Below are 20,830 nucleotides of genomic sequence, written 5' to 3' on the forward strand. Positions count from 1 at the left end.
AACCGGCACATGGTTGGCAAGTGCGTTTAAATAATCAATCGCGGGATTGCTATTTCGCCGGGAGCAGTTATTGATTGCGGCTAGATCAGGGTTTGAAATTCCATAAACAATCGATCATAGCTGAACGTAGTAACGGATACGCTGCTGATGATGATGGTTACTTCCTCCCGAGCTTGAAAAATGTTCTTGAAAACCCCTTGTGTATCAGGATACGTCGCTACTAATTGCTGAAAACAAAGATAATCTCCTTCCGGAATGATACGGATAAGAGCTGTTTCAAATTCAGGCTTTACGGTCTCAAGAAAAGTATAGTTTGTGACTTGGCCATCTTTATAATCTTCAATAGTACCGTGAGGAAAAGTGGCATAGACGTCTTTTTCCTGAGCTAAAGAAAAGAGCTCCGACAATTTAGATTGGTATTCGATCGGAGATAATTTCGGTTTAGAGGGCGTTCGAAGCATGTATCGTTGCTGGATGTGTTTGGTATAAAGCCCCTTTTTCTCCTGATAGGCAGCACTTTCATTGATGTGACTCAAGTTTAATTCGATTTTCGAAAGTCCCTGCTCAAGGCTCTTGATTTTTTTGGAAGCGATTTTTTTTCCATCCTCGAGGAGAAGCTTAATTTGAAACTGGTCATCAGCATTGGTATAGTTGTTCATATTTTTAAGGGGGATTCCCAGCTCAATACAGAGAAGAATTGTGTCAAGAACCAGCAGCTGATCAAGGGAGTAATAACGATAGTTTGTGTCTGGGTTTGTATATGCCGGAATTAAAACACCGATTTTTTCATAGTATCGCAGAGATTTTATCCCAACTTTTTTTATCTTGGCCACTTGACCGATGGTTAAATATTTTTTCATTTTCATCACCTTTTCTATTGACTCTCCTATAATGGGATAGTTTATAGTATATCAAGGTAGGCATTAAACATCCAGCGAAAAGTTGCTATCGATAAATCGGTGCCAAATGATACAAAAAAGATTAACATATTTAGGAGATAATATGAACGAAACATTAACGACTAAAAACAAAGAAAATCCACTTGGCTATGAGCCAATTGGGAAATTGCTGATCAAGTTTTCGGTACCGAGTATCATTGCGCTTGTAGTGAATGCTCTTTATAATATCGTTGATCAGATATTTATAGGAAGAGGCGTCGGTTTTCTGGGAAATGGTGCAACAAATGTTATTTTACCCCTTACGATGGTGGTCATTGCATTAGGACTTCTTGTTGGTGATGGGTGTGCGGCATACTTGAGCCTTCACCTTGGAAAAGGTGACAAAGAAGCGGCGGCAAAAGGGGTTGGTAATGCCATTACCCTTTCGATAATTTTAGGCATCGTTCTGGCTGTCTTTTCAATCGTTCTGCTTGAACCACTCTGTCACTTGTTTGGCGCAACAGAAAATATCCTGCCTTATGCACTGGATTATGGAAAGATCATCATCATTGGCTTTCCATTTTCAGTTATTAACTGTGCATTAAGCGGTATTATCCGTGCCGATGGAAGCCCCCGGTATTCCATGATGGGAATGATCATGGGGTGCATCGTCAATATCATTCTCAATCCTATTTTCATTTTTGGATTGCACTGGGGAGTGGCTGGTTCAGCCCTGGCAACGATTATTGGACAGATTTTAAACAGTGGCTATTATTTGCTGTATTTAAGAAAATTCAAAAGTATCAATGTTCAAAAAGCATATTTCAAGTTAAAAAGCGGGATTATCATAAAAGTATGCAGTCTTGGCATTTCCAGTTTTATTACACAGATTGCTGTCGTTGCGATGATTGCAATCAGTAATAATGTGATGGTTAAGTACGGTGCCATGTCAGTATATGGGGCGGATATTCCGATCACCACGATGGGAATTACGATGAAGGTCAATCAGATGATTATGGCAATTGTTCTCGGTATTGCCACCGGGGCTCAACCGATTCTCGGCTATAATTACGGGGCTGGAAACATGGAACGAACGAAAAAAACATTTAAGATTATTGTGGTGGCGGCTACAATCTGTATGGGACTAGCATTTATTGGCTTCCAGTGCTTGCCAAATGCAATTCTCAGCATATTTGGTACAGAATCTGAACTGTATACCGAATTTGCGGTCAAGTGCCTGCGTATTTTCTTGCTGTTCTGTATTTTAAATGGATTCCAGATGTGTACCGGAATATTCTTCCAGGCAATTGGAAAGCCAGTGCAGGCAACGCTAGTGTCGGTATCCCGACAAATTGTATTTATCATTCCAGCAACACTGATTCTGCCGGTTTTCATAGGCGTTGACGGAGCATTATGGGCAGGACCAGTTGCTGATGGATTGGCATTTGTCCTCGCCGCTGTTATTCTTAAGATGCAGTGGAAAAAAATATTTGCGGTAGCTCCCAAAGCAGAAACACACGAAATATTTAATAGAAAAGAACAGGTTTTAACACCAGAATAAATCCTATCGATAACTTCTCATCACGCTTTAACAGCGTGATGAAGTTGTTGACCAAAAGAAGTCCTGGAGACAATGATATTACTGTTGTCTCCAGGACTTCTTTTTTGAGCTGTTTACAGTTTAGATCACAGAGATAATCGGTGATCATTTTTTTGTGAAGGCAGCAAAGCTGAACGAATGTCAGGAATTGCTTAGTGGAGGGAATATGAAAAAAAAACTTGACATTTATAATTAAATAGGTCATAGTGTATATATAACGTATATACACTATGACAAAGAATAAAGAGGTGATCCTTTGAATATTATCATCAGCAATTCAAGTGACAAACCCATCTATGAACAAATTGCCACGCAGATAAAAAAAATAATTATTAGCGGAGAGCTGTCCCCGGGCGAAGCTTTGCCAAGCATGCGTTTTTTAGCAAAGGAACTTAGAATCAGTGTCATTACCACGAAACGGGCCTACTCCGATTTGGAACGGGATGGTTTTATTGAAACCGTCACCGGAAAAGGCAGTTTTGTAGCCAATCAGAATTTATCGTTTATCCGGGAAGAACAGTTGCGATTGGCCGAAGAATTTTTGCAGAAAGCAGTGGATACAGCAAAGAGCAGTGATATTTCCTGCGAAGAGCTTAAAGACATGCTGGAAATATTGTATGGAGGAGAGGAAGCATGATGAATGCAATAGAAATTAAAAATTTAAATAAAAGCTATCATGATTTTAACTTAAAAAATGTCAGCTTTAATGTACCAAAGGGAAGCATCGTGGGTTTTATCGGAGAAAATGGAGCAGGAAAAACCACGACTCTAAAAGCCATTCTTAATCTAATAAATCGTGACAATGGAACCATTGAAATATTGGGAATGAATAACACAAGCGAAGATAAAAAAATAAAAGAAGATATTGGGGTTGTATTGGATGGCTGCAACTTTCATGATAGTTTAAAAACCGGGGATATTTCAAAGATGATGGCGAGTATTTACAAAAATTGGAATTTATCTGTTTTTCAGCGATATTTGAAAAAGTTCGAACTCCCGGAAAATAAAACGGTAAAAGAATATTCCCGGGGGATGAAAATGAAACTGCAGATCGCAGTTGCCTTATCCCATGATCCTAAAGTTTTGATTTTAGATGAAGCCACCAGCGGTCTGGACCCTATTGTTAGGGAAGAAATGCTGGATGTATTTATGGAGTTTATTCAGGATGAAGAACATGCGATACTTATTTCTTCCCATATTACCAGTGACCTTGATAAGATTGCCGACTATATCGTTTTTATTCACCAGGGTGAGATTCTGCTAAATGAAGAAAAAGAGACCTTGCTGGAGGGTATGGGGATCTTAAAATGTTCTGAGGATGATTTTAGAAAACTTGATAAAGAAGAATATATTCGCTATCGAAAAAATCAGTTTGGGTTTGAAGTTCTTATCAAAGATAAGCTGGCTTTGAAAAGAAAATACAAAGAGGCTATCGTGGATGGGGTTACTATTGAAGAAATCATGCTGTTTTATGTGAGGGGAGAAAGATAATGAAGGGATTGATCTTAAAAGATTTTATTAATTTGGGACGAAGCTTCAAATCTGTGGGAGTAGCATTGGTAGCACTCGCGATCATATTTATTCCGATGGGAAATGAAAGCTTTATCAGTGGGATGATTGTGCTTATGTTTGCGATGATGGTTATTACGACGATGTCCTATGATGACACGGCGAAATGGGATACCTATGCTTTAACCATGCCTATCACCCGGAAAGAAGTTGTTCGCAGCAAATACCTGCTGTTGTTGATGCTGGATCTCACGGGTGTTGTACTGGCACTGGCTTTGGCTTTCGTCGGTTCGTTTTTAAAAGGCACAGGCATAACAGTGGAAACACTATTGGGTATTCTGATCATTCTGATGATTGCTGTCATTTTTGGCAGTGCTTTAATCCCCCTGATTTACAAATTCGGACCCGAAAAAGCCCGGCTGATGATTGTTCTCTGTGCGGCAATTCCCACCGCTGTGTTATTGATAGTTGCAAAGCTTAACGTTCCTTTTCCAGCCATTGGAAATGAAGAGACCGTCTTTGGAATAATCATGATTGCCATGGCGCTGATTTCATTGGTGATTTTTTTTGCTTCTTATTTTATTTCGGTGAAGATCTATCAGAAAAAAGAATTTTAGAAATTTGTATATTGATTAACAGGGTGTAGCAAAGTGATAAGCATTTTGCTGCACCTTTTTTTTAGAATTAGTTAATATAGCGGTTGTTTTGTTACTGAAAATTTATCCTAGCCATTGTTCATTCCTTAGTGTAAGGCGGAGATGAATAAAAAAAGTTTAAATTTAATAAAAAGGGGTTGACAAGGCAATCTTTATATCGTAATATATGGATATAAAGATTTGTAAGGCTTGAAAAAAAAAGGAAGGAGAAATACATGGATAAAGATTTTGACAAATATAATGAAATAGCTGAAATTTTAAAAGTATTGGCTCATCCTGTAAGACTTTGCATTGTGAAAGGCTTGATCGAAAATGGAGAATGTAATGTTACCCATATGCAATCCTGCCTGGATACGCCGCAATCAACAACTTCTCAGCATTTGCAAAAATTGAGAGCGGCTGGTATTGTAGAAGGCAAAAGAAATGGTCTTGAGATAAATTATCGAGTTTGTAACGATAAAGTAATTGACATAATTAAAACAATATTTAAAGATAATTAATAAGATGGTCTCAGTGTCATACTAAAAGGTGATACTGTAGTAAATACATCGTATCATCTTAATATACAGAATAAACAATTAAAATTTTATAGGAGGTATTGTTATGGGTAAAAAAGTATTAATCGTTGGTGGCGTTGCAGGAGGTGCATCTGCAGCAGCAAGACTCAGAAGATTGGATGAAACGGCTGAGATTATTTTGTTTGAAAGAGATGAATACATCTCTTTTGCAAACTGCGGTCTTCCGTATTATATCGGAGAAACCATTAAAGATCGGAACAAATTACTTGTTCAGACACCCGAGGCAATGAAAGCTAGATTCAACATAGATGTTCGCAACAACAGTGAAGTAATAAGCATTGATGCGAAAAACAAGAAGGTTGCCGTCAAAAGCAAAACTAAAGGAACCTATGAAGAAAGCTACGACTATTTGATCCTGTCGCCAGGGGGAAAGGCCATTCGGCCGAATATTCCCGGCATCAACAGTGAAAAGATTTTTACCTTGCGAAATATTCCGGACACGGATATCATAAAAGCCTATGTGGACAAAAAAGGCATCAATCATGCTGTTGTCATCGGCGGCGGTTTCATTGGCGTCGAAATGGCCGAGAATCTCAGAGACCGAGGACTGAACGTGACACTTGTGGAGGCGGCTCCCCATATACTTGCACCTTTTGATCCCGATATGGTCGTGATGGCTGAAAAAGAACTGGTTGAAAACGGCATTGGACTGATTCTGGGTGATGGCGTCAAATCTTTTGAAGAAATTGGAAATCAGGTTCAGATTGCCCTCGGCAGCAATACTAAAATCAATGCGGATATCATCATCCTGGCCATTGGTGTTTCACCAGATACTGGCTTCCTGAAAGAAAGCGGACTGGCATTCGGGCCCAAAGGACACATCATCGTCAATGAGAAAATGGAAACCAATCTGGAAGGTGTTTATGCAGTTGGGGATGCCATTGAAGTGGTTGATTTTATTACCAAACAGAAAACCGCGATTGCTCTTGCCGGCCCAGCCAACAAACAGGGAAGAATTGCCGCAGACAATGTGGCAGGATTGAATGCCACCTACAAAGGGACCCAGGGATCCTCAATCCTTAAAATATTCGGATTAACCGCTGCCAGCACCGGGGCTAACGAAAGAACTCTGCAACGGGCCAACATGCTGTACCAGGTGATTTATGTTCATCCAGTGTCACACGCTTCCTATTATCCCGGAGCCATTCCGATGTCGCTTAAACTGATCTTCAATGAAGAAGGAAGGGTATTGGGAGCCCAGGGAATCGGTTACGACGGCGTGGATAAACGCATCGATGTCATTGCTACCGCCATCCGTTTTAACGGCACCGTGGATGATCTGGCAGAGCTGGAGCTTTCCTATGCACCGCCATTTTCATCCGCAAAGGATCCAGTTAACATGGCTGGCTTCGTGGCCCAGAATGTATTGGCAGGAAGAATGAATGCGGTTGCCTGGAAGGATATTGAAAGGGATGGCAATGAAGATACGATGCTTTTGGATGTTCGTACGGAACTGGAATTCAGTAATGGACATCTGGACGGAGCAATAAACATACCGGTGGATAGCTTAAGAGATCGCATGAGCGAACTGGACAAGAACAAAACCATTGTCGAATATTGTCAGGTAGGGCTCCGAGGCTATATCGCCGCTAGAATATTAAGCCAGAACGGTTTTAAGGTTGCCAATGTAACCGGCGGATACAAGACGTCATCGATGCTTGGTTATGCCCCTGAAAAACCTGAAACGAATGATTCAAACCAAAACAGCAGTGGGTCTTCAAATATGAGTATCGATCCGGATACACAGGCGATCCGAATCGACGAAAATAAAACGGAAAATTATGACAAACAACTGGATACCTGTGGACTATGCTGTCCAGGGCCATTGATGCAGGTCAAGGCATCCATCGATGAACTGAAAGACGGTCAGATCCTGAAAGTAACAGCGTCCGATCCCGGTTTCTATGAAGACATCAAAGCCTGGTGCAAGCGAACCAATAATGAATTGCTGGATCTGAACAAAATACCGGGGAATATCACCGCCTTTATAAAAAAAAATGCCGGCAATGCAGTAGTTAATCAGAATTCATTTGATGTCCCGGCAAAAGACAACAAGACCATTGTCGTTTTCAGTGGCGATCTGGACAAGGCCCTGGCAGCCTTTATCATCGCCAACGGAGCGGCCTCGATGGGGAAAAAAGTCACCATGTTCTTCACTTTCTGGGGACTTAACATTCTGAGAAAACCGGAAAAGATTGAGGTGAAAAAAGGTCTGATTGATTCCATGTTCGGAGCAATGATGCCGCGGGGAACCAATAAACTCAAGATTTCAAAAATGAACATGGGCGGCATGGGAACGGCAATGATGCGAAAAGTTATGAACGATAAAAACATCACTTCTCTGGATGAACTGGTCAAAGCGGCAATTGACAGCGGAATCGAATTGGTTGCCTGCCAGATGTCCATGGACGTTATGGGTATTCACCATGAGGAACTGATTGACGGCGTGAAATTAGGGGGAGTCGGATATATGCTCGGAGAAGCAGAAGACTCCAACGTTAACTTCTTTATTTAAATGATTAGTTCACAGAAATGGCTTTCCGGAAGAATTAACCGTTAAATGATAATAAGGAGCGGAGTATGATGGAAAGAATAAGAATAATCAGTATATCGATTGCTGCTGTTTTGACCATATTGATATTCGTGGTATGCATTATTGACAGTACCAAAAGTAGCAACACGGATAGTACTGCGAATAGCACTACAAACAGTAATACGGATAGCACTGCGGCAATTGATGCTACCGAAACTACAATTGATACCGTCAGTCCAAGCCAGATTAGTAAATATAATGATGGCATGTACACCGGTGAAGGATCAGGAAAAAATCCTGGAACCAAAATCTGTGTAACAATAGCAAATGATAAAATCAGTGACATTACTGTTGTCAATACTTATGATAATGCGGAATATTTTGATGAAGCTGCATTAGCGCTATTTCCCGAGATCATGACAACCCAGTCAACGGTGGTTGATACGGTAAGCGGTGCGACACTCAGCTCAAAGGGAATCCTTCAGGCGGTGAACGATGCGCTTTCACAAGCGGCTGTTCAATAATATAATTTAGAAAGGAAAATGTATAATGGATGAGATAAGGTTTTCATTATACAAGAAAAGACTATGTTTTCACTATTTAGTAAAAAGAAATTTGAATCAATCAATGTTCGCGATTTAAGCGAAAAGCTGGGAAAGATAAATTTGATCGATGTGAGAGAAAGTGGCGAATTTAAAGCGGGCCACGTTCCAAAAGCTAAAAACATCCCCATGAATATTTTATTAAAGAACCCTGAGAAATATCTCAATGAAAAAGAAGAATATCATATCATCTGTCAGTCCGGTTCAAGAAGTTCAAAAACTTGCGCCAATTTATCATCTCAGGGTTATCAGGTTGTTAATGTTTCAGGCGGTACCGGAGGATATCCGTTACCTTTGAAAAAATAACAAATGAATAAGCAACATGTTTTGAAGAAAGGTGAAATGGATGATGACGCATAAATTTGATGTTAAAAATAAACACAAGCTGGATAATCAAGCAAGAAGAGCGATGTTGCCGCCAGAAAAAACACTGGCAAGACTTGGTCTGAAGAGTGGCGATATCATGGCTGATATCGGCTGTGGAATTGGGTATTTCAGTATCCCGGCAGCTAAAATCGTTGGAAAGTCCGGACAGGTATATGCTCTGGATATTTCAGAAGAAATGCTTGGGGAAGTAGACAAGAAGATTATGGACAACCATATTGGCAATATCAAAACGATCGCTGCAGAAGAAAATAAATTGAATCTTGAAAATTCAAACATCACTTTCGCTTTTATCAGCACAGTGTTGCATGAACTTGATGACAAGGACAGAATGCTTGACGAAACAAAAGAGCTGCTAGCTGACAAGGGAAGAATTGCCATCGTGGAATGGCAAAAAATAAGCAGTGAATTCGGTCCGCCGATTGGACATCGACTGGATAAAACTGATTTGATGCAACTATTGGCAATACATGGATTTCAGAAGATATCGGCCGTGGATATCAGTGACCATTTTTACGGGATAACGGCATATAAAAATTAGGAATAAAAAACAGCGGCTGGCAAATTTTTGTCGGTCACTGCTTTTTTTTCGCATAAACAGGAAAGGTATGATGATCTATTTGAAATGCTAACCTTTTAACAGCTTAAATAATTTTTGATAATGATCTGAAAAAAGGCTGCCATGATTCCAGATAAATGCAAAATCATGGGTCACTTCAAAATCTTCCAATTTCAACTCTCTTAAAGTACCACTTTTCAATTCCTTTTTCACGACTGCTTCATATAAAAAGGTGATGCCGCAGTTATATTCCACCAGGCTTTTAATGGCATTCATGCCTCCGACTTCTACCACATATTTAAAGTCTTCAATAACAAGATTTCGATATTCAAGGTTCTTCTCCAAGATTTCCCGAGTTCCGGAACCAGTTTCTCTAACAATAATTCGATGTGTCAGTAGATCCTCTAATTTATTTGGCTCACTCTGAAAGCTATAATCTTTGCCACAAACAGGGATATATCGCTCTTTTGAATAGATGAGGTGATCATATTCATTTTTGCTGAAATTTCCTTCCACCAGTGCGAAATCAATCTCTCCAAGACGAAGACTTGCTAACAACTCGCTGGTATTACCAATGAGCATTTTGACCTGTGCATCGGGATACGCAGCTAAATAATCTTTTAAATGCTCACCTATTACAAATTCCCCAATGGTTAGGGTTGCTCCAAAAACCAATCGCTTTTTTCGGGTATCAAAATCAGTTATACTTTCTTTCAAATAAAGTTCATCATGTTTCATTCTAACCGCGGTTTTATATAAAATATCGCCAGCATCGGTTAAACGCATCTTTTTCTTGTCATACTTGAATAGTTTGGCACCATAACAAGTTTCGAGGTAATGGATATGCTGTGATACCCCAGGCTGGGTAATGCTGAGAATTTCAGCCGCCTTCGTAAAATTCATATACCGGCAAACCGTTAAAAAAGTATCCATTCTAAAATCCAACATAATTAAGAATGTCCTTTCCTGAAAATTTATTCAACCATTTTCCATAATTACTATAACATATATTTATCGGAATATAAATATACATAATTTTATTTTATTATAATAATGTGGTATTTTTATTGTAGTTAACAAGCGCTTGCAAAAAAAAACAGAAATAATGGAGAAAAGAATATGAATTTCATCAAAAAAAATTGGCAGGGTATGTTGCTCTGTTTAGTTATTGCTATACCGTCTTCGATGATCGGAAAATGTTTTCCAATCATCGGCGGTCCCGTCATTGCAATTATCGGCGGGATGGTTATCGCTTTATTTCTCAAAGATCGAAGCAGATTTGAGTCAGGCATCAAATTTACTTCAAAAAATATTCTTCAGTATGCAGTCATCCTTTTGGGTTTTGGTTTGAATTTTTCCGTTATATTGGAAACGGGAAAACAGTCATTTCCAATTATCATTGCTACCATCACAACTTCTCTGGTGATCGCTTTTATTCTGCATAAAACAATGCACATTCCATCAAATATTTCCACTTTGATTGGGGTCGGTTCTTCCATTTGCGGCGGTTCCGCTATCGCGGCAACTGCTCCAGTTATTAATGCCGATGATGGAGAAGTAGCTCAGGCCATTTCGGTCATCTTCTTCTTTAATGTATTGGCTGCTATTCTTTTTCCAGTTTTGGGTACGTGGCTGGGCTTTTCAACGACATCTGGTGGAGCCTTTGGTATCTTTGCAGGAACTGCAATCAATGATACTTCATCTGTAACCGCCGCAGCTTCAACCTGGGACAGTATGTATAATTTAGGTTCAGCCACGCTGGATAAGGCTGTGACGGTTAAACTAACCAGAACTCTGGCCATCATTCCGATTGTGTTTTCACTTGCATTTATCCGTGCAAAAAAAGAAAAAACCACAAACGAAAATAAATTCAGTTTGAAGAAAATATTTCCTTTTTTCATTATTTATTTTGTCATCGCTTCTATCATCACCACCATTGCTGCCAATTTTGGTGTTCCGGCAGTTGTTTTTACCCCATTTAAGGAATTGAGTAAATTCTTCATCGTTTTGGCGATGGTGGCCATTGGCTTGAATACAGATATTTTGAAGCTAATTAAAAGCGGCGGGAAACCCATCATTATGGGATTTTGCTGTTGGATAGGGATTACTGCGGTAAGTCTTGTAATGCAGCATATGCTTGGAATTTGGTAAGATATAATGATTTTAGAAGAATGTAAAAAACAGCTTTCTATGAAAATAAAACATCATAGAAAGCTGTTTTTTTGTTTTTATCATCTGTTCAAGATAAGATTAGGGGAAACTATTTATTTCTTCCGTGCTGCATTCCGCTGCCATCCTGAAGATGAGTTCCACCGTTAAGATCACAAACACCATCACCGTTAGAATCGACAAAGGATCCATTGCCATACTTCATGCCGGCACCGGCGCCTGTACCATCGCAGATGCCGTCGCCATTGGTATCACAAAGTCCCTGCTGGATACAGGTTCCGTTTCCGGTACCTTGACCCTGTCCGTTTGCTGGAGCTGCCAGTGCGCTTCCGGCGGTTACCAGCATCAATGCTAGTGATGCGACTAAAATTACTTTTGTTTTCATTTCTTATTCCTCCGTGTTAAATTATTTTATAGCTGTATTGTACGACGGTCATGTGTCATTATTGTGTCAAAATGGGTAGAAACATAAAAACAAGAAGTTTGGAGATATTCAGATTTGACACAAAATTGACATGCTGATGTGATACACTATTATTACTACGGAGGTATTTACAATGAAAGGAATTCGTATTCTTGTTGCAGAAGATGAAGATAAATTGCGGGAAGTCATTTTAAAATATTTTAAAAAAGAAGGCTATGAAGGATTTGGTGCCTCTGACGGAGAAGAAGCGCTGGAACTTTGGGAGGAGAAAAAACCAGATTGTGTCATACTGGATGTGATGATGCCGAAAATGGATGGATTTGAAGTACTGCAAGAAATCAGACAGACGGACAACGTCCCGGTGATCATGCTGACGGCCAGGAGAGAGGAAGACGACAAAATACAGGGGTTTGAAGTCGGTGCGGATGACTACGTCACGAAACCCTTTAGTCCCAGAGAACTGATGGTGCGGATCAAAGCGCTGCTAAAACGCAGCGGCGTCGTGACTGTTGAGAACAAGCTGGAAGTCTGTGGAATTCATTTTAATCCGGAAGAACGCGTGATGACGATTAATGATGAAACGATTCAGCTGAGCCAGAAAGAATATGACATGCTGATTTATTTTATCAATAATCAGAAACTGGTATTATCGCGTGAGCAGATTCTCGATCGGATTTGGGGATTTGATTATGAAGGGGATAGTCGGGTTGTGGACACGTCCATCAAACGTCTCAGAAAAAAATTGGGAGAAAAAGGAGAATGTATTCAGACCATTCGCGGTCTCGGATACAAATTTCAAAAATGAGAAGTTCGATTTTCACAAGGCTCATGCTTTATCTGAGTATTTTTTTTCTGATCCTGTGTAGTTTGACTTATTTTGCACTCACTTCCTACTTTGAAGTTTATTATACTCAAAGCCGAACCGATGCTTTAATTGAAAAAACGAAGGAAGTGCTGTCGATTTACAATCAGGATGGTTTAACACCAGAACTTCAATCCTTCGTTGATCTTGCCGAAGAAGAGGGCACGGTGATTCAGATTATTCAGAAACAGGTCAATTCAGCAGAAACTTCATTGGTTAAGAATACCGCGGCTGAATCGGTACAAGTTGATCAGCTGCAATGGACAAAAACGACTCAAACTGAGAAACTGGGAAGCTGGGTAAACAGTCAAAAACTGGCGGCATCTGAAAATAGCCAGAATGGATCCGGAAGCGGTGCCGGACATGGTGAAGGCATGAATGCCGGAGAGGGTTCTGGCAATGGAACCGGAAACGGTTCAGGAAATGCCGGAAGTTCTGGTTCAGGAATGGAAAATAGCCTTGAAAATCAGGTGGATGCCCATCAGAATGGTGAAAGTTTTGTGATGATTCTGGGGAACAGCGATCATCAGGTCGAATGGCTGTCCTATAAAGAAGTGGCCGCCGACGGGTCGCAAATTGTTGGACGTATTCCATTGTACTCGGTTAATGAAGTGATCGCAATTGTACAGAAATTTTTATTGATATTTTTGATTGTTATTTTTAGCTGCTCACTGATATTTGCCTATTTTTTTACCAGAGGAATTTCAAAACCGATTATCAGGCTGAACCGGATCGCAAAAGAAATGGGAAACCTTAACTTTACCGAAAAATATATAGGACATCGTAAGGATGAAATCGGACAGCTGGGGGAAACGCTGAATCATATTTCCGATGAACTGGAAACGACTATCGAAAAACTTCAAGGAGAACTGAATAAGGAACGGACCCTGGATAAAATGCGCCAACGTTTCACGGCTCAGGTCTCACATGAAATTCAGACGCCTCTGGCAGTTATCAAAAGCTATGCGGAAGCACTGGAGGATGGTGTTTTAGAAAATCAGGATGAGGAGTCGGAATACTACATCACCATCCAAAAGGAAACAGATAAAATCAGCGGAATTGCTAACGATTTGCTGGATCTGTCCCAGATTGAATCCGGCGCTTATCGGCTTAAAAAAGAGAAAGTTCCTGGGTTTGAGGTGATTTCCTCGGTGATCGACCGATTCAGAAACACCTATCCGGAAAAAAACATCATTTTGAAGGACCGCTGTGAGCCGGAGCTCATTATTGAGATGGACCGAAAACGGATCGAACAGGTTTTTTACAATTTGATGAGCAATGCGATTAAACATGTGAGGCCGGAAGACGGCATCATTGAGGTTGAATGCGAGCTGTGTTCAGGCCAGTGGGTGGTATCGGTTTACAATACCGGGAATGTCATTCCTGAAAGCGAACTGGATCAGATCTGGAAATACTTTTACAAGGGCGAATCCGATAAAAAAGGAACCGGTCTGGGTTTGGCAATCGTGAAGGGTATTATCGAATGTCATGGCGGAAAAGTTGAAGCAGTCAACAGGGAAAACGGCGTGCGGTTTGAAGTGGCGCTGCCTCTGTAAAAATACGTAATACAGGAAATCATCAATTTTTTAAGAATTAATGATTTCCTGTATTACCATTATCGAAGCGCCAACCGAAATTGAATAATTTTCAAAGTAACCGCCTTTATTAAATTCAATTGTATTATTTATGACATGGCACTGTTCTAGTGTAACTTTTTTACATTCATCATAAAATAACTGCGAATGTTGGATAAGCGGACCGCTCAGTATAATTAACTGGGGATTTAGCAACCGAATAAAATTTGCGAGCCCAATTCCAAAATGCAGGGCGGAATCCGATATAATTTTTTTTGCAATGACATTGTTGTTTTCCGCCAAATGACAAACATCGATATAGCTGATTTCGTTTAGGTTTTTGTTCAGAATTCTCTTTCCGATTTTTCCTTCCTGGCAAATAAATTTTTGCGTGATATTGATGATGGATGCATAGGTTTCTACGCATCCATCATTTTCATCGGAGCAGAGATCGCCATGGTTACCGACAATCATATGACCAAGGGCATCTTCAGAAGAGTTTATCGCGCGAATTAAAATATCTGAAGAGATTACCCCGGTTCTGATCCCAACTCCGCAGTGGATGTAGGCAATATTTTTTTTGTCTTTACCAAAGCCAAGAAAATGCTCGCCAATAACGGCAGCGTTAGCGCCGTTATCAATAGATACCGGGACATGATATTCTTCAATTAACTTAGTATATAAAACTTCCGTATTAAGCTCCATAACAATGCCGATGCCGATCCCAACAATCATCGATTTATCAATATTCGATGCCTTTATCAAGTCACTAACGTTTACTGGTATAATTTTGATGACTTCATTGAGTTCGTAAGTGTCATCAATCCTTTTTTCAGCCATTATGCTAAATTTCAAATTGGTTATAATTATTTGGGTATAGGTTCTTGAAATGTCAATTCCGATCACATAAAAGTCGCAGGGATTGACATCATATAAGGCCGGCTTTCTGCCCCCGGTTGATTCGGCAGTTGCCGTTTCAATAATCATTTTTCTGGCAATCAGGTTTTTTATATCGCGATTTAAAGTGGTTAATTTTAGCTGCGTTTTTGCTAATAATTGATTCTTGGTTAGCGGACCGTATTTTTGAATAATATTAAAGATATATTTGCACCGATCACTCAGTGTTTCAAAATATTTATATGCGTTCATTTAGAGGACACTCCCTTTTTGCGATAAGCGTTATCGTTATATTTTAAATTGTCTAAACAGAGCGTATTTAGCGAAATCAATAAACGGCGTAAATAATAAAGAAGTCCTTAATATGATAAAGACCTGATTGGCTGAAAGACTGGGAATAAATAGCCCGAAAATACCTAATAATACAAATCCGAAGATCGTTAAGGTGTTTACCATCAGTAAATTTTTATTGGGAATAGACGACCAGAAATGGCTTCTTTCTCTTACCATCAGGATTCTGAATTGCGTATTGAAAACAAGGCTCAGCATTACTAAGGTCTGCAGTTGATCAAATTCCAGCTGAAAATAGTTTAAACCGATAAAAATTACAAATAAATCTTCACAGGCAAAGAAAAGACCAAGAATTAATGATGCGGAAATAATATTTTTAATTTCCCACTTATTGGGTGAGTCGGTGGATTTTACATTATCAGTAGCAATGGACATGGTGACAAAATCATTGGCAAAGACCAATAATGACATGCCTAAAAGCGAAATGACGAGATCATGCAGCCAAAAAAATCCGATCGTAAATAATATGACGACTTCAACAACTTTTGTTATTTTGTTGATAACCCAGGTCAACATGCGTTGATAGGTTTTCCTGCTCACTTTCACGGCATCAATTATTTCACTTAAACCCGGTTGTGTTAAAACAATACTTGCAGAGGCTTTTGCCACATCGGTTGCTTCACTGACAGCCGTCCCCAGCTCTGCTTGTTTCAAGGCGGGCGAATCATTTACTCCATCACCAGTCATTCCTACCATATGGCCATTATCTTGCAGCAGTTTTACTATTTTATATTTATCCTCAGGGTATACTTCGGCAAAACCATCACTTTCTTCAATGAGCTTAAGCTGTTCACTATGTGCCAATCCCTCCAGATCACCAATATGATAGACCGTGTTGCCGATCCCAACTTGTCTGGATATCTCTTGAGCAATGGCAATACTATCCCCGGTAAGCATCAGGCACTTAATACCAAGATTTTTTATTTCTGATATCATGCTTGCTGAATCCATTCTTGGCGGATCTGCGATAGCCAATAGGCCCACAAGGGTAAAATGATTACTGCTTTCATCTTCTGATACGGCGATGGCGATTGTTCGTGATCCTTTTTCAGAAAAACGTTCAACTGCCTGGTTTGCCGCTGCTAAAGTTCTAATATCGAGTTTTTCGCACAACGCTATGATTGTTTGCGCAGCGCCTTTAATTATTTTGAACTTAATGCCATTAACGGCAGCAATGGCTTCAGTTTTTTTATTTTCAGGATTGAATGGGGTATAGGAAATCTGCTGATATCCATCAAAGCTGGTTTTAATTGATTTTGAATAATTGATAATTGAAAGATCGATGGCATCCAGTCCCTCCTCTTGGGAAGCTAATACTGCCATTTTGACAACATCATCCTGACTGTGTTTTGAAAAAGCGATGCAATCGACTACTGATAATTTGTTTTGCGTAATTGTACCGGTTTTATCAAAGCAGAAAATATCGATGGATGCAGCATCTTCTATTGAATCAAGTCTGGTTACCAGTACTCCGCTTTTAGAAAGTTCCATTGCCCCGACCGCTTGAACGATTGTCAGCACGGCCGGCAGAGCCACAGGGATGGCACCAATTAGAAAGACCACAATAAAAGATAAGATAAACAAAAAATCTTTGTGAAGAAATAACGCATATAATGAAACGATGATCGATGCTGCAATTCCCAAATACATCATGTATTTGACGATGTTCATCATCAATTCTTCCTGTTTTGACTTCGGTTTGGCTATTTTTACCAATTCAACCGTTTTACCAAAGAACGTATTTGCACCAGTATTGAGAACCAACCCATTGGCATCGCCGCGTTTGACAATCGAACTGGAATGAACGATGTCTGAAGAATGCAGGTCTTTTGGCAGCGATTCGCCGGTTATCGCCGATTCATCAGCTGATATGTCACCGATTATGATTTTTACATCCGCCGGAACTAAATCTCCAAGTTTGATATGGATGATATCTCCCGGCACTAAATCTTTGGCATCTTTTATGATCCAGGTATGATCACGTAAAATTCTTGCTTTAATTTCCAACTTCTTTTTAAGCAGCTCAACTGCTTTTTGTGAGTTCTGTGCCTGCAGATATCCAATAATGGCATTTACAGTCAGTAATATAAAAATGATTAAGCTTTCAGTGTAATGCCCCAATATTATAGTGAGTACAATAGCAAATTCCAGTAGCCAGGGCATCGGTCCCCAATAGCGTTTAAAAAATTCAAGAAAGGGCTTTTTTCTTACTTCCACAATTTTATTAAAACCAAATTTTTTGATGCGACTTTCTGCTTCATCGGTAGAAAGACCGTCTGTTGTTGTTTCAAGAAACTCAATTGTTTCTTCGGTGGACATGTTTCCATATTCAGAGGTATTTTTGATCTGTGCATCCATAAAAAAAGCTCCTTTAAATGAATTTTAAAATACTGAGTTATTTATAAAAGATGATCATCCGTTTTTTTATATTTTAAGAAAATTAGAAAGGCTACCCAGATCATTACGCCGCTTAAACTCATTAATTGAGCAATTCTAATTGAACCAAGCATTAAACTGTCAGTTCGCAATCCTTCAATAAAGAATCTTCCTAGGGAATATAAGCCGATATAAGTAAAGAATACAATTCCGCTGCGCTTATATTTTCTTATAATAAGCATTAATATTAGAAATATTGATAAGTCCCATATGGATTCATACAAGAAAGTTGGCTGATAAAACAGGCCATCAATATACATCCCGTTTTGGATAAAAAGCGGAAAATATTTAATGAATTCGTAAGATACTATTCCGCCATGGGCTTCACCATTAAAAAAATTTCCCCATCGGCCAAGTGCTTGAGCAATGATAATTGATGGAGCTGCGACATCAGCTATTTTTAAAAAATCGATTTTTTTATAGTTTGTTACAATATATGCAGCGATGAACGCGAATAGAATCCCTCCGTGAATGGCAAGACCGCCTTGCCTAATATTGAATATATCAATTAAGTTATCTTTATAATCATTGAATTGAAAAATCACGTAATATAATCTGGCTCCGATAATACCAATAGGTAAAGAAATAAGGATCACATCTAAAAAGGAATCAAAATTTATATTTCTATATTTGCAGTTGTATTTTGCAAAAATTAAACCTAAAATCATTCCAGAAGCTATAAATAATCCATACCATCTGATACTGACACCAAAAATGTAAAATGCAACTGGATTCATGTTCTTTTCCCCCAAATTTAATCGATTCTATTTTTATTATAGGCACTTTTGACCATTATGGCAATAAGATGTTCTGATATTTTGATCAGGTCTCAATAGTTCGGTTTAAAGAATGATCCTATAAACATGAACAAGGGTATTGTCGTTAATTTGAGAATTAGAAATAGACGGTTGCAAAAGATGAGAGAACTTGTGCCTGGTGTTATCATAAATAAAAAAAGCTTTCAGATTAATGTAAAACACATCAAATCTGGAAGCTTTTTTAAGTTAATACAAAATTATTTACAGTCTTACAAAAGTGGGATTACTACATCAATTCAAGAATCCGTCGATGATTTTTGCTTCTGCTTCACTTTCAGTCAGGCCCAATGTCATCAGTTTGATCATCTGATCGCCGGCAATTTTACCGATAGCCGCCTCGTGGATGAGCATCGCATCCAGACTATTCGCGGTAATTTCAGGAATGGCTTTTACCACGCCATGATCCATAATAATCGCATCGCACTCGGAATGACCCATGCAGCGGGTATTGCCATTGATTTTTGAAATAAACGTTTGTTTGGAATGATCTCTGGCAACTGAACGGGAAATCAGATTAACACTGGAATCTTCGCCGTCCATATCCACTTCAAAGCTCGATTCAGCAAATTGATCCCCATGAGTCATCAGCTTTTCTTTAATAACCAGGGTTGCATTGGCCTTTAGCTTTGCCTTTGTAAATCGTTTCGTGGAATCAACCCCTTTAATTTGAGAGGTTTCCATTTCCATATAGCTGCCTTCTTCCTGTTCCACCTCAGTAACCGGATCAATGACCCGCTTGCCAGTTCCGGTTCCGACGCCGATGTGTTTTTCAACATAAAGAACCCGTGAATTTTTCCCTAAAAAGAAACGATGGATTCCGTTGTGCTCAGAACCGTCACAGCTATTTCCGGTGCTGACTCCGCATCCGGCTATGATCGTAACATCGGCATTTTCTCCGATATAAAAATCATTGTAAACCAAATCGTGGACGCCGCTGCAGGAAACCAGTGCCGGAATATAAACAGACTCGGATTTTGTATTGGGTTTCACGATGATATCAATTCCGGATTTATCTTTTTTTCCGACAATTTCAATATTTTCACTGGACTGTCTGGCGACACTTTGGCTGTTGTCCCTGATATTATAAGCACCCTTGGGCAGTTCTTCCAGACCACTCACTTCTTTTAACAACTGTTTTGCTATATCATTCATTTCATTCATTTTAAGCCTCCACGATATCTTGACACTTCAGACAGTTTAATGGATCTTCGCAATGGAGCAATTCCGGCAAGACACTGTCCTTGGCGCCACGTTTAATAATAGCCCCATCCACCATGGCAATGATTTCATCTGCCACATCTAAAATCCGTTCCTGATGGGAAATAATGATAATGGATACATCCTTATTACTGTGCATTTTTTTGAACACATCAATGAGGTGGTTGAAGCTCCATAAATCGATCCCGGCTTCGGGTTCATCAAATATGGACAAGATCGTATTTCTGGCAATAATAGTGGCAATTTCTATTCGTTTGATTTCTCCGCCGGATAACCCGGCATTGAGTTCCCGATTGATGTAATCTTTTGCACATAAGCCAACTTCAGACAAATACTGACTGGCTTCCATGACCGATAAATCTTTACCGGCGGCAACATTTAATAAACTGTGAACAGTAATCCCCTTAAATCGTATCGGCTGCTGGAATCCAAAACTGATTCCTCGTTTTGCTCTTTCAGTAATACTTAAATTGGTAATATCTTCGCCATTAAAGGTGATTTTACCCTTGGTTGGTTTGATAACTCCAGAAATAACTCGGGCCAGGGTAGATTTCCCGCCACCGTTGGGACCGGTTATAGCAATAAATTTACCTTTTTCAATTGTTAAATTAACGTCTTTTAAAATTTCTTTTTCATTTTCTACTTCAAATGAGATATTTTCAAGTTTTAACATCTTTTCTCCTTACTTATTTGCTATAGTTCAATTACTAATCTATATTATAGCAGAATTCACTGGCTATAATCAGACAAATTTTTGTGTTCTTTATTTGTACATAAAAATT

20 protein-coding genes are annotated in these 20,830 nt (G+C 39.3%); 12 read left to right on the forward strand and 8 right to left on the reverse strand.

What is annotated here, in order from left to right:
• Window positions 1–80: 80 nt before the first annotated feature.
• Window positions 81–860: a MerR family DNA-binding transcriptional regulator gene (locus FZC41_RS01470; RefSeq protein ID WP_170253797.1), complete on the reverse strand. Its 780-nt coding sequence runs from the start codon at window positions 858–860 to the stop codon at window positions 81–83.
• Window positions 861–1,002: 142 nt separating this feature from the next.
• Here FZC41_RS01470 and FZC41_RS01475 point away from each other — a divergent pair, with 142 nt between their 5' ends.
• The 9 genes from FZC41_RS01475 (at window position 1,003) to FZC41_RS01515 (ending at window position 9,281) form a co-directional block, all read left to right on the forward strand.
• Window positions 1,003–2,439 carry an MATE family efflux transporter gene (locus FZC41_RS01475; RefSeq protein ID WP_148565601.1) on the forward strand — a complete coding sequence of 479 codons (1,437 nt, stop codon included), beginning with the start codon at window positions 1,003–1,005 and terminating at the stop codon, window positions 2,437–2,439.
• Between the two features lie 295 nt (window positions 2,440–2,734).
• Entirely contained in the window at window positions 2,735–3,115 is a 381-nt protein-coding gene (locus tag FZC41_RS01480) for a GntR family transcriptional regulator (protein ID WP_148565602.1), read from the forward strand.
• A complete protein-coding gene (locus FZC41_RS01485) occupies window positions 3,112–3,969 on the forward strand; it encodes an ABC transporter ATP-binding protein (protein WP_148565603.1) in 858 nt (285 codons plus the stop codon). The genes FZC41_RS01480 and FZC41_RS01485 overlap by 4 nt, the downstream gene beginning before the upstream one ends.
• Window positions 3,969–4,604 (forward strand): ABC-2 transporter permease, encoded by a 636-nt coding sequence (locus tag FZC41_RS01490; protein ID WP_148565604.1) that lies wholly within the window; start codon window positions 3,969–3,971, stop codon window positions 4,602–4,604. Before FZC41_RS01485 ends, FZC41_RS01490 begins: the two co-directional genes overlap by 1 nt.
• A 254-nt stretch (window positions 4,605–4,858) precedes the next feature.
• On the forward strand, window positions 4,859–5,143 hold the full coding sequence (locus tag FZC41_RS01495; RefSeq protein WP_148565605.1) for an ArsR/SmtB family transcription factor: 285 nt from the start codon (window positions 4,859–4,861) through the stop codon (window positions 5,141–5,143).
• 103 nt (window positions 5,144–5,246) lie between these two features.
• Window positions 5,247–7,736: a DsrE/DsrF/DrsH-like family protein gene (locus FZC41_RS01500; protein WP_148565606.1), complete on the forward strand. Its 2,490-nt coding sequence runs from the start codon at window positions 5,247–5,249 to the stop codon at window positions 7,734–7,736.
• Window positions 7,737–7,801: 65 nt separating this feature from the next.
• Complete coding sequence (locus tag FZC41_RS01505) at window positions 7,802–8,278, forward strand: FMN-binding protein (protein WP_148565607.1); 477 nt, start codon at window positions 7,802–7,804, stop codon at window positions 8,276–8,278.
• Window positions 8,279–8,341: 63 nt separating this feature from the next.
• Entirely contained in the window at window positions 8,342–8,662 is a 321-nt protein-coding gene (locus tag FZC41_RS01510; protein ID WP_148565608.1) for a rhodanese-like domain-containing protein, read from the forward strand.
• 40 nt (window positions 8,663–8,702) lie between these two features.
• Window positions 8,703–9,281, forward strand: a complete 579-nt coding sequence (locus tag FZC41_RS01515) for a class I SAM-dependent methyltransferase (RefSeq protein ID WP_311135815.1) — start codon at window positions 8,703–8,705, stop codon at window positions 9,279–9,281.
• Between the two features lie 87 nt (window positions 9,282–9,368).
• On the opposite strand, the gene FZC41_RS01520 is transcribed toward FZC41_RS01515, so the two are convergent.
• Window positions 9,369–10,247: a LysR family transcriptional regulator gene (locus FZC41_RS01520; protein ID WP_148565609.1), complete on the reverse strand. Its 879-nt coding sequence runs from the start codon at window positions 10,245–10,247 to the stop codon at window positions 9,369–9,371.
• A 171-nt stretch (window positions 10,248–10,418) separates the two neighbouring features.
• Here FZC41_RS01520 and FZC41_RS01525 point away from each other — a divergent pair, with 171 nt between their 5' ends.
• Window positions 10,419–11,450 carry a YeiH family protein gene (locus tag FZC41_RS01525; protein ID WP_148565610.1) on the forward strand — a complete coding sequence of 344 codons (1,032 nt, stop codon included), beginning with the start codon at window positions 10,419–10,421 and terminating at the stop codon, window positions 11,448–11,450.
• A 109-nt stretch (window positions 11,451–11,559) separates the two neighbouring features.
• Here the strand turns inward: FZC41_RS01525 and FZC41_RS01530 are convergent, their stop codons facing one another.
• Window positions 11,560–11,853, reverse strand: a complete 294-nt coding sequence (locus FZC41_RS01530; RefSeq protein WP_148565611.1) for a hypothetical protein — start codon at window positions 11,851–11,853, stop codon at window positions 11,560–11,562.
• A gap of 172 nt (window positions 11,854–12,025) precedes the next feature.
• Between FZC41_RS01530 and FZC41_RS01535 the strand changes: the two genes are divergently transcribed.
• Both FZC41_RS01535 and FZC41_RS01540 read left to right on the forward strand, forming a co-directional pair.
• A complete protein-coding gene (locus FZC41_RS01535; protein WP_148565612.1) occupies window positions 12,026–12,697 on the forward strand; it encodes a response regulator transcription factor in 672 nt (223 codons plus the stop codon).
• On the forward strand, window positions 12,694–14,310 hold the full coding sequence (locus tag FZC41_RS01540; protein WP_205737043.1) for a sensor histidine kinase: 1,617 nt from the start codon (window positions 12,694–12,696) through the stop codon (window positions 14,308–14,310). The genes FZC41_RS01535 and FZC41_RS01540 overlap by 4 nt, the downstream gene beginning before the upstream one ends.
• Window positions 14,311–14,340: 30 nt before the next feature.
• Here FZC41_RS01540 and FZC41_RS01545 read toward each other — a convergent pair whose 3' ends face one another.
• From FZC41_RS01545 to FZC41_RS01565, 5 genes are all read right to left on the reverse strand, one after another.
• A complete protein-coding gene (locus FZC41_RS01545) occupies window positions 14,341–15,477 on the reverse strand; it encodes an ROK family protein (protein WP_148565614.1) in 1,137 nt (378 codons plus the stop codon).
• Between the two features lie 36 nt (window positions 15,478–15,513).
• On the reverse strand, window positions 15,514–17,934 hold the full coding sequence (locus FZC41_RS01550) for a plasma-membrane proton-efflux P-type ATPase (protein ID WP_148565615.1): 2,421 nt from the start codon (window positions 17,932–17,934) through the stop codon (window positions 15,514–15,516).
• A 41-nt stretch (window positions 17,935–17,975) separates the two neighbouring features.
• Complete coding sequence (gene lgt / locus FZC41_RS01555; RefSeq protein WP_148565616.1) at window positions 17,976–18,749, reverse strand: prolipoprotein diacylglyceryl transferase; 774 nt, start codon at window positions 18,747–18,749, stop codon at window positions 17,976–17,978.
• A 312-nt stretch (window positions 18,750–19,061) separates the two neighbouring features.
• Window positions 19,062–19,982 carry a SufB/SufD family protein gene (locus FZC41_RS01560; protein ID WP_148565729.1) on the reverse strand — a complete coding sequence of 307 codons (921 nt, stop codon included), beginning with the start codon at window positions 19,980–19,982 and terminating at the stop codon, window positions 19,062–19,064.
• A 10-nt stretch (window positions 19,983–19,992) separates the two neighbouring features.
• Window positions 19,993–20,721 (reverse strand): ABC transporter ATP-binding protein, encoded by a 729-nt coding sequence (locus FZC41_RS01565; protein ID WP_148565617.1) that lies wholly within the window; start codon window positions 20,719–20,721, stop codon window positions 19,993–19,995.
• Between the last annotated feature and the right edge of the window lie 109 nt (window positions 20,722–20,830).

It is taken from the genome of Acetobacterium paludosum, assembly GCF_008086595.1.
In the GTDB taxonomy this organism is placed as follows: domain Bacteria; phylum Bacillota; class Clostridia; order Eubacteriales; family Eubacteriaceae; genus Acetobacterium; species Acetobacterium paludosum.